A 16,329-nucleotide genomic window follows, 5' to 3' on the forward strand; every position below is an offset into this window, starting at 1 on the left:
CAGTTGGAGATAAACCAACCACAGGTATTTACCGCCAAGTGTAATGAACCACAAGTCATTGTCAGTGATGGCAAGGATGGAGGAAGTGGTGTAGTGATTCTTTTGAGCGTACGAACAGAAACTTGATATAAGGCTAAATGGTGGATGAGATTGCATTACAAATCGAAGTCCAAAAGGTAAACGTAAAACCAAGACAGTAAATCAAGACGTTGTAAAAGTTAGAGGATTAGTGAATTACCCCGAGAGGTTTTGTGGACAACGAATTCCAGTAAACTTTAAAAGCAGTGATGGTACCGTTGGTCGAGAAAGGCTTGTCACAAAAAGTCAGCTGAGGTCGTAGTAGGTAGGACACACAATACTAAAGGACCTAATGTTTATATGATGTTTACTCATCATAAGCAATGTTTGAACAGTTCGAAATCGAGAATGGTCTCATAATTGGAAATCGCAATTCCATGGAGATGAAGGTAGAGGGAATGGTTTCAAATATATTTACGAGTGAAGGAAGAAACAACATGAGATTAATTGAAGTGATATTAGATGATAAAAATCTAAATGAAGCAGTCAAGAGGGTCAAGCGTAATAAGGGTGTAGCGGGAGTTGATAAAATGATCGTTTATGAAATTCATACGTATTTTCAAAACAATAAAGAAAGAATCAAAAAGGAAATATTGGAAAAGAAATATAGACCTCAACCAATTGCAACAGGTGAATTAAAATTACCAATTAGTGGTTATGTGCATATGATGAAAGTTTTTGAAAGAATGGTTTGTGAAGCAGCGGTTACTGGAAATAGAGATTTAGCTGTAACAGCTTTAAATATGAATCTGTTATGTCAAATTGATCATGATGCTAATATTGTTATTGATGAACTTATTGAAGCGCATAAAGACTATTTACCACAGTTTAAACAATCTTAGGATTGTTTTTTCTTTTACACAAAAATAATCTTCTTGTTAAAAAGTCCGTGCAAATTAATTAAAAGTATGGTATTTTTAGATATGGTAGGAGGGATAGTCTATGGTTAAATATATTGATATCGCAGATGATATTAGAAGTAAAATATTTGATAAGAAATATACATATGGACAAAAACTCCCTTATGAATATGTATTATGTGTTGCATACCATTGTAATAAAGAAACAATGAAAAAAGCATTAGATATATTAGTCAAAGAAGGTTTAATTGTAAGAAGAAGAGGAGCAGGTACTTTTGTTAAAGATTATGATGCTTCTTCAGAAGATGCCACACAACTTAAACAATCAGGATTAGGCTTAACACGAAAATTAGATGGAAAAGTGGATTTAAAAAGTGAAATTATCGAGTTTTCTGTTATTCCTAGCGATGAACATATATCTAAAAAATTACAAATAGAAGAGGGATCCTTTGTCTATCATATTATTAGAAAAAGAGTAGTGGATGATTTGCCGTATTGTCTAGAGATTACATATATGCCCATCTCAATTATTCCAAATCTAAAATTGGAACATTTAAAAGGCTCGATTTATCAGTATATAGAAAAAGAGTTAAAATTAAAGATTCAAAGTTCTCATAAAACAATTCGTGCACATTTATCAAGTCCACTGGAACAAGAACAATTAGGATTAAAAGAATATGAACCTTATATTGAGGTAGAACAGACAGCTTATTTAAGTAGTGGGATTATCTTTGAATATTCATTTACAAGGTATCATTACAATAAATTCGAACTTCAAACTGTTACTGTTCAATAGTGAAAAACACATCAAAAACGCTATTAAAATGATAGCGTTTTCTTTTTTTTACAAAAAAATTCAAGAAAAATACCGGCTTTTTAAACCTTGAAAAATCCTTATTTTATGCGGATTTTTTAAAAAAATATGTTTTTTAAAATTAAAAGTATGGTACTTTTAATTTAAAAAACCATTGACTTTTATTTGCATAATAGATTATACTATTAGTGTCAAAAAAATATTTAAGGGAGGAAAAATTTATGGACAAAATGGCGGATGTCTTAGGTCGCGCTGGTGCATGGTGCGGTCAAAACAAATATTTATCTGCAATTAAAAATGCGTTCCAAAACTTCATGCCTTTAACAATCGCTGGGGCAATTGGGGTTTTATGGTGTAACGTATTAGTTAACGACCAAACAGGTTTAGGATTATTCTTCAAACCAATCATGGCTTTAGATTTCTTAAATCCTGCATTCCAAGCCGTTAACTTCTGTACAATCAGCTGTATCACAGTTGGTATCACTCTTGGTATCGCCCAAGAAATCGGTGTTTGGAACATGGGAGCTGAAAGAGCTGGTTATATTCCAGGTTTAGTAGGTTTAGCTGCATGGTTATCAGTTACAAACACTTCACACATGGTAGACGGAGCTAAAGAAGCTTTCACTGGTATTGCTGGTAACGAATTAGGAGCTACTGGTTTATTCACTGGTATGATCATTGGTGTATTATCTGTAGAATTATTCTGCTTCTTCGAAAAACAAGATGCATTAAAAATTAAAATGCCAGAACAAGTTCCACCAGGAGTTGCTCGTGCATTCGAAGTTTTAGTACCAGCTACTATTACTTTAATCATCACTGCTTGTATTGGATCAGCATGTTATAACTTAACTGGTTTATACTTAAATGATGTTATCAAAAATGGTATCCAAGGTCCTTTAGGAGCTGTAGGTGCTACAATCCCAGGTGTTATGATTATCTATTTAGTAATCATGTTATTCTGGTTAGTAGGTATTCATGGTAATAACATGTTATCTGCAGTAAAAGAAGCATTATTTACTCCATTAGCGCTTGAAAACGTTGAAGCTTTCAATAAACATCAAACTCCAAAAAATATCATCAATATGTATTTCTTACAAATGTGTGGTGAATTTGGTGGTTCAGGTGTTACTATCGGTTTAGTAATCGCAATCATGATCTTTGGTAAACGTGAAGATAATAAAGCAATCGCTACATTATCATTAGTTCCAGGTTTATTCAACATCAATGAAACAGTTACATTTGGTATTCCAATGGTATTAAACCCAATCTTAGGTATTCCATTCGTAGTTGCTCCATTAGTCACAATCATTATTGGTTATGTATTAACAGTTATCGGATTCTGTCCAGTTGCATGTTTAACAGTACCTTGGACATGTCCACCAATCGTATTTGGTTTCTTAGCATGTGGTGCTAACGTAATGGGTGCAGTAACTCAAGCAATCTTAATTGTTGTTTCAACAGTTATCTATGTACCATTCTTAATCTCTTACGAAAAATATCAAAACAAACAAGCTGCAGAAGCTTAATATTGATAAATTAAATAAGATAATGAATAAGGGCGGGATTCCCCGTCCCTTATTTTTTAAAAAAATATTTAATGAATATGAGTTGACTTTATTAAAGAAAATTGATATTTATTAAATATTGAAAGTATAGAATTAAAGAGGGGTTTTTATGGAATCAAAAAAAGTCGAATCAAATGCGGAATTAACACCATTTGAAAAAGAATTTAAAGTTCAATTAAATTTACCTGCTGCATACTTTAGTGTATTTTATGCAATCTATGTGGTGTATATGATTGTTTCGGGTAATTTTAGTGATTTACCTGCGGTTGTTGTATTAGGTGTCATTGCTATTGGGTATTTATTTGGATATAGACCTTATAAATATGTTGTAAAAAGAAGAACTTTAGAAATTCATAGAAGAATTGGAAAAACAAAAGAAATTAACTTAATGAACTGTGAAACAATTACAGATCCAATCGCTAAAATGACAAAGATCATTACAAATGCACATTCATATGAAATCTATATGGATGATGGAACTCGTCAAACAGTTGCTCCAAAAGATCAAATGGGATTTGTGGATGCTGTTGTTCATTCAAATAAGAGAATTCACTGTCAAGTTGAAGAATATAACCAAACTCATCGTAAATGGGAAAAGAAAAGAAGAAAAGAAGAAAAGAAAGCTAAAAGAACTGCTGCTCAATAGTATGCAGCTCTTTTTTTGTATAAAATAAATAAAAAATTATCAAAATGATAAAAACTTTGTAATAGTTGTTGACAACCTATATTTTCGTTTGTATAATGACATCATATAAATGATAATTTATATACTAAATAAGGGGGATACAAAGATGGAATTTAACAAGTTAGTTGAAGATTATGGATGCCTAGCTTTTACTGATGATGTTATGAAGGAAAGAATTCCTAAATCAACATATAAAGCATTCCATGAATCGCTTGATAAAGGCGAAGAATTATCAAAAGAATGTGCAACTGTTATTGCGAATGCAATGAAAATTTGGGCAGTTGAACATGGAGCTACACATTTTACTCACTGGTTTACACCAATGACAGGATTAACTGCAGAAAAGCATGATGCTTTCTTAGAACCAGATGGGTCAAAAGCTGTTTTAGAATTTAGTGGGAAAACATTAAGAAAAGGAGAACCTGATGCTTCTTCATTTCCATCAGGTGGTTTAAGAGCTACTTTCGAAGCAAGAGGATATACAGCATGGGATTGTACATCACCTGCATTCGTTAAAGATGGAACATTATATATTCCAACGTTATTCTGTTCATATACTGGGGAAGCATTAGATAAGAAAACACCTTTACTTAGATCATGTGATGCATTAAGTAAAGCAGCTTGTCGTTTGTTACCTTTAATTGGGGTTGAAGGGGTAACTAAAGTTTCTGCTTCAGTAGGGGCTGAACAAGAATATTTCTTAGTTGATGATAAATATTATCAAGAACGTATGGATTTAAAATTAACTGGTAGAACTTTATTTGGAGCTATGGCACCAAAAGGACAAGAATTAGAAGATCATTACTTCGGTTCTTTAAAACGTAAAGTTGCGGCTTTCATGAAAGATTTAGATGCTGAATTATGGAAATACGGGATTCCATCTAAAACAAAACATAACGAAGTTGCACCTGCACAACATGAAGTTGCTTGTGTTTATGCAAAAGTAAATATTACGACAGACAACAACCATTTATTAATGCAAATTGCTCAAGATATCGCTAAAAAACATGGTTTACGTTGTTTATTACATGAAAAACCATTTGCTGGAGTTAATGGTTCTGGTAAACATGATAACTGGTCAGTAATTACTAATACAGGAATCAACTTATTTAATCCAGGAAAAAATCCTGAAGAAAATAAACCATTCTTAGCTGCATTAGCTTGTACAATCAAAGCTGTTGATGAATATGCTGAAATCTTACGTATGTCAATTGCTTCTGCTGGAAACGATCATCGTTTAGGAGCTAACGAAGCACCACCAGCAATCATTTCTATGTTCTTAGGTGAAGAATTAGATAAAGTAGTAGAAGATATTTGTACTGGTAAAAAATCTGATCATGAAGAAATTGGACGTTTTGATACAGGTGTTTCTGTAGTACCAACTTTCTCTAAAGATAATACAGATCGTAACAGAACTTCACCATTTGCCTTTACAGGTAATAAATTTGAATTCCGTGCTGTTGGTTCTGCACAATCTGTAGCTGGGCCTAACACAATTTTAAATTCTATGTTAGCTGAAGAAATGACACAAATGGCTGATGCTATTGAAGGTGGAAAATCATTTGAAGAAGTTATTAAAGAATTTATTTCTGAACATAAGAGAATTATCTTCAATGGTGATGGATATTCAGCTGAATGGGAAGAAGAAGCAAAAAGACGTGGACTTCCTAACCACAAAAACACTGTTGATGCTTTGAAATGCTTAAAAGATCCAAAATATATTGATATGTTAGATCGTCAAGGTGTTTATACAAAAGTAGAAATCGCTTCACGTTATGAAATCTTATTAGATAACTATATTAAAACAATTCAAGTTGAAGCTTTAACTGCAGTTAAAATGGTTAAAACACAAATTTATCCAGCAGCTTGTGATTATTTAGCTAAAGTGTCGTCAGAAGTTGTTGCTGCAAAAGAAGCAGGTATTCCAGCAGCATTCTTAACTGAAGATGCAACAAAACTTGCAACATTATTACAAGAAGCTAAAGATAAATTAACAACATTAGAAGATAACATCTCAAAAGCTCAAAATAATGATGCTGAAATCTTTGAAGTTGCTACTATGTGGAGAGATGATGTCTTCGGTATTATGCAATCATTAAGAGAAACAATTGATACAATTGAAGAATTAGTAGATGATTCTTATTGGCCAATTCCAACTTATGTAGACTTATTATTTGGTATTTAATATATATACAAAAATCGGTTCTATGAACCGATTTTTTTGTCCTTTCTTTTATTAATGATATAAATAATTAAAATCATAATCAGTGCACCTGTAGAATCAATACATACATCCCTAAATTGTCCAGCTCTACCAGCAATAAAGAGTTGATGAAATTCATCTGTGCAAGCATATAAAAATGTAAAAATGAATGATTTTACTAATGATTTTTCAATATGTACAATTGTTTTATAAATTAAAAATGCAAGAATGGCATATTCTGTCATATGCGCACATTTTCTTACAATGAAGGAAAGGGTATCTCTTGTAATTGGAAGTATGTAAATAATGATATCCACAATAAAATTACTTTGTTTAGAAGAATCATTTCCTGGAGTTTGTGACATCACAAAGATAAAAATCATCCAAAGAATTGTAAGTATTAAGTATTTATTTTTCTTCATAGCTGCATTATAACAAATAATAATTATAAAATAAATGTTTACAATTGTATACAATTTGATATAATGAAAACGTATATCGGATGATAATGGCGAAAGAGATTCTATAAGAACACCGAAGAATTAAAGATTTCAGGTAAAAGGATCGCTATTGGACGAACCATTGGAGAGATTCATTCAATTGAACACCGAAGGAGCAAGCCCGTTAGGGTGAAACTCTCAGGTAAAAGGACAGTGGCTAAATAGTATTTTTTCATTATTAATTCCGACTAATTTATTAGGAGGAGTTTTTTTATGCAATTACTAACACAAATATTAAAACAAATTAATGATTATGTATGGGGATTACCACTTATTTGTCTGTTATTAGGGACAGGTATTTACTTTACCTTCAAATTAAGATTGATCCAACTTACAAAATTAAAATTAGCTTTTAAATGCATCTTTAAAAAACAAGAAGGAGATGGAGATGTCAGTAGCTTTCAAGCTTTATGTACTGCACTTTCTTCAACGATAGGGACAGGAAACATTGTCGGAGTTGCTACAGCAATTGCAGCAGGTGGTCCAGGTGCTTTATTTTGGATGTGGATTTCAGCCTTTTTTGGGATGGCTACTAAATATTCCGAAGGGTTACTTGCAATTCGTTATCGTCAAAAAGATGAAAATGGTGAGATTGCAGGAGGACCAATGTATTATTTAGAAAAAGGTCTACATAGTCCTTTGCTTGCAAAAATTTTTGCTTTCTTTGGAGTCAGTGTGGCGTTACTTGGAATTGGAACATTTACGCAAGTAAAATCAATTTCTGATGCTCTTACTATGTCATTTAGCATTCCACGTTACATAACAGCAATTCTTCTAACAATTGCAGTTGCTTTTATTACCATTGGAGGAATCAAAAGAATTGCTTCGGTGGCAGAAAAAGTTATTCCATTTATGTGCGTTTTATACATTGGAGGGGTTGTTTTAATACTTGTGTCACATATTACAGTATTACCAAGTACTATTGCTTTAATTATTAAATCAGCTTTTAGACCTCAAGCAGTTTTTGGTGGAGGAACTGGAATTACTATGGTTATTGCGATGCAAAAGGGAATTAGTCGAGGTATTTTCTCGAATGAAAGTGGACTTGGAAGTGCTCCAATTGCGGCAGCTGCAGCAAAGACAGATTCTTGTGTAGAACAAGGACTAGTTTCAATGACAGGGACATTTATTGATACGATTGTTATTTGTACAATGACAGGTCTTGCTATCGTGTTGACACAATCTTATACAACAGGATTAGATGGTGCAGCGATGACAACACATGCATTTTCAGTGGGACTATTTATTCCATTAATTGGTAAATATATTGTCAATATTGGTCTTGTATTCTTTGCCTTTACAACAATTATTGGATGGAATTATTATGGTGAAAGATGTATGTATTATCTTAAAGGATTAAAAGCAGTAAAGATTTATAAAATTGTTTTTATTATATTTATTACAATTGGACCATTTATGTCTTTGGAATTTATCTTTGTTTTAGCTGATATTGTTAATGGTTGTATGGCAATTCCAAACTTAATTGGTTTAATTGGTTTAAGAAAAGAAATTGTTGAAGAAACTGAACAATATTTTGAATGTGATCAAGAAATAGAATTTATAACAAATATAGAAGGATAGCGAGGCTATCCTTTTTCTATTAGCTGAATAATGTTTTGTAAGATTTTATTCGTAGAATTTAAATGGTAGTAGAAGGAAATGGGAGAGGAAATATCTAAATCTTGATATTGAAGATATTTAGAATACTGATTTGATTCGATAAAATCATGTAAAATAGCATATCCTTCTTTTAAACATACTTTTAAAAGTGTTTGTTCGATTTCATAGTTTTCTAGCGATTCTTGTCTTACATCATAGATAAGTTTTAAATTATTTAGAGAACAATCTTGATGGTAATATTTTCTTAAATGACCTTTTTTTAATAAAAGATGATTTTCATCTTTTATTTCAGGATATTCAAAAGTAATAATCGCATCTAGTTTTCTTTCTTTAAATAAATGTAATAGTTCTAAACGTGAATAAGCTTGATATTGTAGATGAATCAAAGGGTAATTTTCTTTTATTTTTTGTAATAAGTTTAAAAGTAATTCATCATCTAATGATTTAATAAAACCAATAGAAAAAGTACAACGCTTTCCTCTTCGATATTCTTCTATGACTTTATAACTTAAATCAATATCCTCTAATATTTTCTTGGCATATGGCAAGTATGCTTGTCCTTCACTTGTAAGAGAAACAGATTTCTTTGACCGATGAAATAAAGGAATATCTAAATCACCTTCTAAACACTGAATTTGTTTAGTAATAGCTGTTTGACTAATATAAAAATTTTGAGCTGTTTTTGTAAAATTAAGTGTTTCACTTAAATCAACAAAATATTGAAGTTGTCTAATATTCATAAAATCACCTCATAACTTATAGTTATTATAATATGAAATAATAATATTGGAAAGTTATTAAAGAGGTTTATAAAATAAGAATGAAAAGAGGGATGATATGAAAAGATATTTATATTATTTATTAGGAATGAATATATTAGTTTTAGGGATTACATGTAATACATTATCTGATTTAGGAGTAGGGGCCTTTAGTACACTTCCTTATGCGGTAAGTTTTTTAACCTTTCTAACATTTGGACAAGCAAATATTGTTTTTTATTTAATCTTCGTTTGTATTCAAATGATTCTTGAAAGAAAAATCAGTATGAAGTTTATTTTAGAAATTCCGTTTTCTTTTATTTTTGGTTTTTTGGTAGATTTATATCAATACATAATACCTACAATAAATTTGAATTTTTATACACAAATCCTTGTGTTATTAATAGGGAATACGTGTTGTGCAATAGGTGTGTATTTTATGATTAAAGGAAATTTAATTATGACACCTGTTGATGGTTTGGTATTAAGTATTTCAGAAGTTTTCCATAGACCTTATTCTTTATGTAAGAACATCTTTGATATTAGTATGATTCTAGCAACAATCATTATTTGTCTTATTTGTCATAGTTCTATTTATGGTGTTGGTATAGGAACTGTATTTTCAGCTTTCTACATAGGGCGTGTAATAAGCGTTTTAGAAAATTTTAAATTTAAGACATATAAAAAATGCTATTAAAAAATAATAACTCAATTGATTGAATTTTAAGTCGGAGGGAAAATGCAAAAAATATATTATGAAATAACAAAAACAATGAATAATTTACCTATAAGTATTTGTCCTCATAAAAAAAGCCCATGTAAAATTTGTACAGGACATTGGCATAGGTCTTTAGAATTATCAATAGTGTTTGAAGGAAAAGTTATTTTTTTTAATGATGGGGTGAAAAGAATTCGTTATAAGAATGAAGTGAATATATCAAATTGTGAAGAAATTCATTATTCTATACCTCAATATAAAGAATTTGATGAAAAAATTGTAGGATATACAATGCATATAAATTACGGATTTTTAAAGAAAATGATACCTGATATTAAGAATATATATTTCAATATTGACGAGCCGTTTTTAAATAAGAAAATAACAAAATATATGATGGATATTTATAGCTTTTATATAAGTAATCAATCTACCAAATATATGAACATATTAATGGTGACACTGGAAATGTTAATTTTTTTATACGAAAATTGTAAAAATGAACGTAAAATGATTAAAACAGAAAAGACAAAAGATATATTAGAATATGTTAATAACCACTATAATGAAGAATTGCTTGTATATGAGGTAGCAAAACGTTTTGGATATTCTAGAGAGTATTTTTCAAGATTTTTTAAAAAAGAAATAGGTATTTCATTTAAAGATTATTTAACTCAATATAGATTAAATAAATCGCTAATTGAGTTAGAATTGAATAACAAAACAATTACTGATATTGCGTTTAATACAGGATTTTCTAACGAAACACAATACATTAATTCTTTTAAAAAAATATTTAAATTGACACCAGGACAATATAGAAAGTCACATATTAATGACGAGAAAGTCACTAAATAAATATAATTTATCTATTATTTTCTATATATTTTAAATATAGAAAGGAAGGGTATCATGAAAAAAATTACAACTTATTTATTTAGTATGATGTTGTTGTTCTCTTTTGCAGTTATTCCAGTTTATGCATTAGATGGACAAAACGTTAATTTTGATTTACATTCTATAGTTTATGATGATGGAGAAGCTATAGATTCTGTTGTTTTGAAAACATCTAATCTAGAAATTGATCATAGTAAGATAACAAAAGATATGTTTAAAGTTCATGCAACAGGAACAACAGTATATTCTAGTCAACTTGAAAATGAATTTTTTGGTCCTAATTCTCAATCTGGTTTACAACATTGTGGATTATATGATGAAGAAAGAGAAGTTGAAAGTGTAGAAGAAAAAAATGGAAATATTATTTTACACTTAGTGACCAATAAAGAAACAAAAGGGAAAAACACATTAGATTTTACAGCAAATTTTACAACGTTAAAAGGATGTAATTCTTTATTGAATATAAAGTATACAATTACTTTGAATGAAGGATTACCATTAAAAGATGGAAGTGAATTAAGTAATATTCAATTTTTACAAAATGAAAAAATCATAAATGAAGAAATTGATAAATTTAGCGCAGGTGAATCAAATGGGTTAAAATATCAATTTTATACACCTAATAATGCAAATGATGGGAATAAACACCCACTTATAGTATGGTTTCATGGAGGTGGAGAATCTGGATTTAGAGGATTGCACTATAATAATCTTTCTCAATTAAAAGCAAATAGAGGAGCTGTTGCTTTAGCAAGCGATGAAGCACAAAATATTTTTAATGGAGCATATGTATTGGCACCTCAAACTCCACATGAATGGTCAGAAAATATTGATGATTCAACAAAATTGATTAATAATATTATAAAAAATAATAATATTGATTCAAATAGAATATATTCTTATGGATGTTCAGCAGGAGGATATATGGCATTAGATATGGTTGTACATAATCCAAATTTATTTGCTGCAGTAGTATCAACATGTCCAGCTATTGATCAACAAAACATAAAGACATATGGTGAAGGTAGAATAATTACAGATGAAGAGATAAAATCAATTAATATACCAACATGGGTTATTCAAGCTAAAGATGATACAACAGTTAAATACGAAGAAAGTGCATTAAGAGTTTATACTTTATTAAAAGATAAAGGTGCTATATTAACTACATATGAAACAGGTGGACATAGTTCTTGGATTCATACAGCTAAAAATGAGCCAGCAAATAATGGAGAACATTTATGGCAATGGACAGCTAAACAATCTTTAAATGATGAAATAAAAACACCTGTAGAAAATACGATAAAAAATGAACCTGTTAAAAAAACAAGTGCAGTTAAAACAGGCGATACAAACCATGTTTATTTATATGTTGTAACAGGAAGTATTAGTATGGCTGTAATGGCTGAGTATATTCACAATAAAAATAAAAAATCTATAACAAAATAATTAAAATATTACTAAAAAATTACGAAGCAATAATTCGTAATTTTTTGCTTTATAATAGTAGAAAAAGAAGCTTAACAAAGTTAAACTTCTTTTTAAAATACTTAATTATTAGTCAGTTAAATCTTCTCCGTTAGAAGCAATCACTTTTTTATACCAATAGAATGAATCTTTTTTATAACGATCTAATGTTTTTAAATCAAATTCATCACGATCTACATAAATAAATCCATAACGTTTAACCATACCTTCATGAGTTGAAATTAAGTCAATTGCTGACCATGGACAATATCCCATCATTTCTGCTCCATCAGAAATAGCTAAATGAATTTGTTCGATGTGTTTTCTTAGATATTCAATTCTGTATTGATCATGAACTTTACCATCTTCAGTTAAAGTATCATAAGCTCCTAAACCATTTTCAGTAACGATCATTGGTAAGCGATATCTTGAATACATTTCACGAATTGTTGCTCTGAATCCCATAGGATCGATTTCCCAACCGAATTCAGTAGTTGGTAAGTTAGGGTTTTTATATCCTCTATAAACACCTTTTTCACCACGAGCAGTTTGTTGATCTGCACCTGGATCTAATTTTTCAGTTCCATCACTTGCTTCTACAGTAGCAGTATTATAATAGTTGAAACCGATGAAATCAGGATGACCACTCTTTAATGCTTCCTCGTCACCTTCGCCAAATTCAGGACATGCATCATTTTCTTCTAAATAAGCCCACACTAAGTTGTTATAAACACCATAAACAGCCATATCTAAGTATAACCAGTTTCTAATAGCGTTGTAGTTTTGTGCAGCTAAAACATCTTCTGGTTTACAGCTTGCTGGGTAAACTAATGAAATATTTGGAGCTGGTCCAATTTTAGCACCTGGTAACATTTCATGACATAAAGCCATAGCTTTTGCTTGTGCTACTAACATATGGTGGTTTTGTTGGTAAGTTTCTTTTAAAACATTTGTACATCCTTCAGGAATCATTAATGTTCCAATAACTGGTCCAACTAAAGTTAACATGTTTTGTTCATTGATTGTTAACCAATATTTAACACGATCACCAAAGTTTTCAAACATAACTTTTGCGAAGTTTAAGAACCAATCAATTGAGTCTCTGTTTCCCCATGATCCACGTTCATCTAATGCTGCAGGCATATCGAAATGGAACATAGTTACTAATGGTTCAATTCCATATTTTAAACATTCATTGATGACATTGTTATAGTATTCAATCCCTTTTGGATTTACTGCTCCTGTTCCTTCAGGAATAATTCTTGACCAAGAAATTGAGAAACGATAAGTTTTGAACCCCATTTCTGCCATTAAAGCGATATCTTCTTTATATCTATGATATTGATCAGCACAGACTTTTAAATCAGAAGTTCCTTCTGGTACGACTTTTACGTCTTGACATGATGGACCTTTTCCATCTTCTAAACTAGCACCTTCTACTTGATAAGCACTTGTACTTGCTCCCCAAAGGAAATCTTTAGGAAATGGTTTTAAAGTTTTGTGTAACATTTATATATCCTCCTTAAATTCAATGGTATTATACATAATTTATAAAAATATATTTATTTTTTTTAAAATATGAAAAAAATAGAACAGTTACGATTGTAGCTGTTCCCATTTTTCCATGATTTCCATTAATTCCATTTCTTTTTCATCAATAGAATCAGTAATTTCATTATATTTTTTATAATTATTCATGACTTCTTCACTTGTTAGTTCCTCTTTTAAAGAATTAATTTCTTTTTCTAAAGAATCAATCGTTCTTTCAAGCTTTTTAATTTCATTCTTTGTTTTTTTATCAATGATCTGTCTTTGTCTTGCTTCGGTAACCACTTTTTGTGTTATCTCTACAACAGGTGTCTTTTGAGCTAAATAATCATCATAATTACCATTATAAGAAAGACATTGATCTTTTTGTACTTCAATCACACGCGTTGCAATTTTGTTTATAAAATAACGATCATGACTAATAAATAAAATCGTTCCTTCAAAGCTCTTTAAAGCTTCTTCTAGGACTTCTTTAGAAGAAATGTCTAAGTGGTTGGTTGGTTCATCAAGAATTAAGAAGTTGGCTTGTTTTAATAAAACTTCTGTTAAAACAACACGTCCTCTTTCTCCACCAGAAAGCATGGCAATATCTTTAAAGACATCATCGCCTCTAAAGTTAAACATAGCAAGGGTACTTCTAATTTCTTGATTAGTCATACGTGGATAACAATCACTAATTTCATCAAAAATTGTTTTGTTATAGTTTAAAGATTCATGTTCTTGGTCATAGTAGGCCATTTCTACGTGACTACCAAAACGTATTTTTCCATGATCAATAGGAAGTTGACCTACAAGAGCTTTAAATAAAGTGGTTTTACCAACGCCATTTTCCCCAACAATCGCAATGCGCTCACCTTTTTTAATATCAAGATTACAGTGTTCAAAAACCATTTGATCATAACGCATTGATAAATCAGTGACTTTTAAAACATCATAACCTGATTCAATAGCTGGTGTAAATTGAACAGTGATGGCACTTGGTAAATTTTCTGGTCGATCAATACGTTCAATCTTTGCAAGTTGTTTTTCTTTGGATTCTGCACGTTTAATACTTTTTTCACGATTGAATGATTTTAATGTATCAATACTTTCTTGTATTTTTTTTATTTCTTTTTGTTGATTGATATAGTGTTTTAAATCAATAGCACGTTGTGTTCTTTTTTGAATAGAATATTCTTCATAGCGACAATTATAACTGTGACTTTTTCCATTTTCTATTTCAATAATCTTATTAGAAACAACATCAATAAAATAACGGTCATGGCTGACCACAATCAAAGCATTTTTATAACCCTTTAAATAGTTTTCTAAAAAGGAAATAGCTTGACTATCTAAATGGTTGGTTGGTTCATCTAAAACCAAAAGTTTAGGCTCTTCTAATAAAAGCTTGGCAAGACAAAGTCTGGTTTTTTGACCTCCAGATAATTCATGGACATATTTTTGAAAGTCATCTTCCACAAAGCCCATTCCTTTTAATACACCAATAATACGACTTGGATAACTAAAACCATCTTTTTCATTAAATCTTTGAGTTAATGAATCATATTCATTCATAACTTGTTCACTATGATCGTAAGACATCATACTTTCTAATTCACGCATACGATTTTCTATTTGAATAAGCGGATCAAAGACTTCTAAAGCACATTCATAAATGGTTTTATTCATATCTAAATCATGATGTTGTTTTAAATAACCAACATTTAAATCACGGCTTTTAAATAAATCACCACTATCATAACTTTCTTCACCAATTAAGATATTTAAGATAGTTGTTTTACCAGCTCCATTGACACCAATAATCGCAATTTTATCATGGTCATCTACTTTAAAACTAATATCTTTTAATAAATCAATTCCTTGAAATGATTTCTTTATATTTGAACATTCTATAAGCATTTTTCATCACCTCGACTATTCTATCAATAAAATAAGTTGTTTACAAATATTCTTTGTATAAATCTTGATAAGTGGAATCCACTTCTAATAAAGCATTCATACTTAAATAGAAAGATTCATCGAAGCACTTTTCTTCTTTTTTAATACACCATAAAGCTTCGTGACCTGTAAAGGTATGTGCTAAAGCTTGATATAAAATCTCTGGATTAGATAAATTATGAATTTCCTTTTGTTCTTGAGCTTTTTTTATAATAATGATACAAAGTTTTGTAAGATTATCACGCATATCAAAGCTATGACGATTTTCTTTTAAATTCGCAATAAACATTTGACTAAATAAATCATAACCATATTTTTTAGTATCTTTAATTAATGTAGAAAAGACAATAAGTAATTGTTGATAGTGACTATCACTATCAACTAGTTTATACGTGTCTTTTACAAGATGATCTATTGTTGAATCATAAAGATCTAAAATAAGTTCTTCCTTATTATTGACATATTTATATAAAGTTGGTTTGGTGATATGTAATTCATTACAAATATCTTGAATTGTGACATTGGTATAACCTTTGTCTAAAAAAAGCTGAACAGCTGTTTGTGATATTTTTTCTTTTGTTATTTTCATAAAATTCTCCTTAAAAATAATATACCATAATTTAACGCAAAGATGCTTGTTAAAAAATTCACTTTTATTTAATGAAAGCGTTGACATTT

Annotated in this window: 14 protein-coding genes and 2 riboswitches; of the genes, 9 read left to right on the forward strand and 5 right to left on the reverse strand. The window is 30.1% G+C overall.

The window, feature by feature from the left end:
* Positions 1 to 515 precede the first annotated feature (515 nt).
* The 5 genes from C7U54_RS09785 (at position 516) to C7U54_RS09805 (ending at position 6,187) form a co-directional block, all read left to right on the forward strand.
* On the forward strand, positions 516 to 920 hold the full coding sequence (locus tag C7U54_RS09785; RefSeq protein ID WP_241522607.1) for a family 4 glycosyl hydrolase: 405 nt from the start codon (positions 516 to 518) through the stop codon (positions 918 to 920).
* A gap of 100 nt (positions 921 to 1,020) precedes the next feature.
* The gene (locus C7U54_RS09790) at positions 1,021 to 1,734 is read left to right on the forward strand and encodes a GntR family transcriptional regulator (protein ID WP_107030175.1); all 714 of its coding nucleotides are present in this window, start codon (positions 1,021 to 1,023) and stop codon (positions 1,732 to 1,734) included.
* Positions 1,735 to 1,973: 239 nt separating this feature from the next.
* Positions 1,974 to 3,278 carry a PTS sugar transporter subunit IIC gene (locus C7U54_RS09795; RefSeq protein WP_107030176.1) on the forward strand — a complete coding sequence of 435 codons (1,305 nt, stop codon included), beginning with the start codon at positions 1,974 to 1,976 and terminating at the stop codon, positions 3,276 to 3,278.
* 148 nt (positions 3,279 to 3,426) lie between these two features.
* A complete protein-coding gene (locus C7U54_RS09800) occupies positions 3,427 to 3,963 on the forward strand; it encodes a hypothetical protein (protein ID WP_022002568.1) in 537 nt (178 codons plus the stop codon).
* A 145-nt stretch (positions 3,964 to 4,108) separates the two neighbouring features.
* Positions 4,109 to 6,187: a glutamine synthetase III family protein gene (locus tag C7U54_RS09805; RefSeq protein ID WP_107030177.1), complete on the forward strand. Its 2,079-nt coding sequence runs from the start codon at positions 4,109 to 4,111 to the stop codon at positions 6,185 to 6,187.
* Between the two features lie 20 nt (positions 6,188 to 6,207).
* Here the strand turns inward: C7U54_RS09805 and C7U54_RS09810 are convergent, their stop codons facing one another.
* Positions 6,208 to 6,627: a VanZ family protein gene (locus C7U54_RS09810; protein ID WP_107030178.1), complete on the reverse strand. Its 420-nt coding sequence runs from the start codon at positions 6,625 to 6,627 to the stop codon at positions 6,208 to 6,210.
* Positions 6,628 to 6,707: 80 nt separating this feature from the next.
* Positions 6,708 to 6,782: riboswitch (glycine riboswitch) on the forward strand.
* A riboswitch (glycine riboswitch) is annotated at positions 6,783 to 6,869 on the forward strand. It begins immediately after the preceding riboswitch.
* Positions 6,870 to 6,918: 49 nt separating this feature from the next.
* On the opposite strand from C7U54_RS09810, the gene C7U54_RS09815 reads away from it, so the two are divergent.
* Positions 6,919 to 8,286: an alanine/glycine:cation symporter family protein gene (locus C7U54_RS09815; RefSeq protein ID WP_107030179.1), complete on the forward strand. Its 1,368-nt coding sequence runs from the start codon at positions 6,919 to 6,921 to the stop codon at positions 8,284 to 8,286.
* Positions 8,287 to 8,291: 5 nt separating this feature from the next.
* On the opposite strand, the gene C7U54_RS09820 is transcribed toward C7U54_RS09815, so the two are convergent.
* A complete protein-coding gene (locus C7U54_RS09820) occupies positions 8,292 to 9,065 on the reverse strand; it encodes a LysR family transcriptional regulator (RefSeq protein ID WP_107030180.1) in 774 nt (257 codons plus the stop codon).
* 97 nt (positions 9,066 to 9,162) lie between these two features.
* On the opposite strand from C7U54_RS09820, the gene C7U54_RS09825 reads away from it, so the two are divergent.
* Genes C7U54_RS09825 through C7U54_RS09835 form a run of 3 tightly spaced genes read left to right on the forward strand, consistent with a single transcriptional unit; the run spans position 9,163 to position 12,147 of the window.
* Entirely contained in the window at positions 9,163 to 9,780 is a 618-nt protein-coding gene (locus tag C7U54_RS09825) for a YczE/YyaS/YitT family protein (RefSeq protein ID WP_107030181.1), read from the forward strand.
* Between the two features lie 42 nt (positions 9,781 to 9,822).
* Positions 9,823 to 10,659: an AraC family transcriptional regulator gene (locus tag C7U54_RS09830; protein WP_107030182.1), complete on the forward strand. Its 837-nt coding sequence runs from the start codon at positions 9,823 to 9,825 to the stop codon at positions 10,657 to 10,659.
* A 54-nt stretch (positions 10,660 to 10,713) separates the two neighbouring features.
* Complete coding sequence (locus C7U54_RS09835; protein WP_107030183.1) at positions 10,714 to 12,147, forward strand: prolyl oligopeptidase family serine peptidase; 1,434 nt, start codon at positions 10,714 to 10,716, stop codon at positions 12,145 to 12,147.
* Positions 12,148 to 12,255: 108 nt separating this feature from the next.
* Here the strand turns inward: C7U54_RS09835 and C7U54_RS09840 are convergent, their stop codons facing one another.
* The 3 genes from C7U54_RS09840 to C7U54_RS09850 all read right to left on the reverse strand — a co-directional run bounded on the left by C7U54_RS09840 (position 12,256) and on the right by C7U54_RS09850 (position 16,240).
* Positions 12,256 to 13,674 carry a glycoside hydrolase family 1 protein gene (locus tag C7U54_RS09840; RefSeq protein ID WP_107030184.1) on the reverse strand — a complete coding sequence of 473 codons (1,419 nt, stop codon included), beginning with the start codon at positions 13,672 to 13,674 and terminating at the stop codon, positions 12,256 to 12,258.
* 87 nt (positions 13,675 to 13,761) lie between these two features.
* Positions 13,762 to 15,612, reverse strand: a complete 1,851-nt coding sequence (gene abc-f, locus C7U54_RS09845) for a ribosomal protection-like ABC-F family protein (RefSeq protein ID WP_107030185.1) — start codon at positions 15,610 to 15,612, stop codon at positions 13,762 to 13,764.
* 40 nt (positions 15,613 to 15,652) lie between these two features.
* The gene (locus tag C7U54_RS09850) at positions 15,653 to 16,240 is read right to left on the reverse strand and encodes a TetR/AcrR family transcriptional regulator (protein WP_107030186.1); all 588 of its coding nucleotides are present in this window, start codon (positions 16,238 to 16,240) and stop codon (positions 15,653 to 15,655) included.
* Positions 16,241 to 16,329: the final 89 nt, after the last annotated feature.

Source organism: Faecalibacillus intestinalis, assembly GCF_003024685.1.
Lineage (GTDB): Bacteria > Bacillota_I > Bacilli_A > Erysipelotrichales > Coprobacillaceae > Faecalibacillus > Faecalibacillus intestinalis.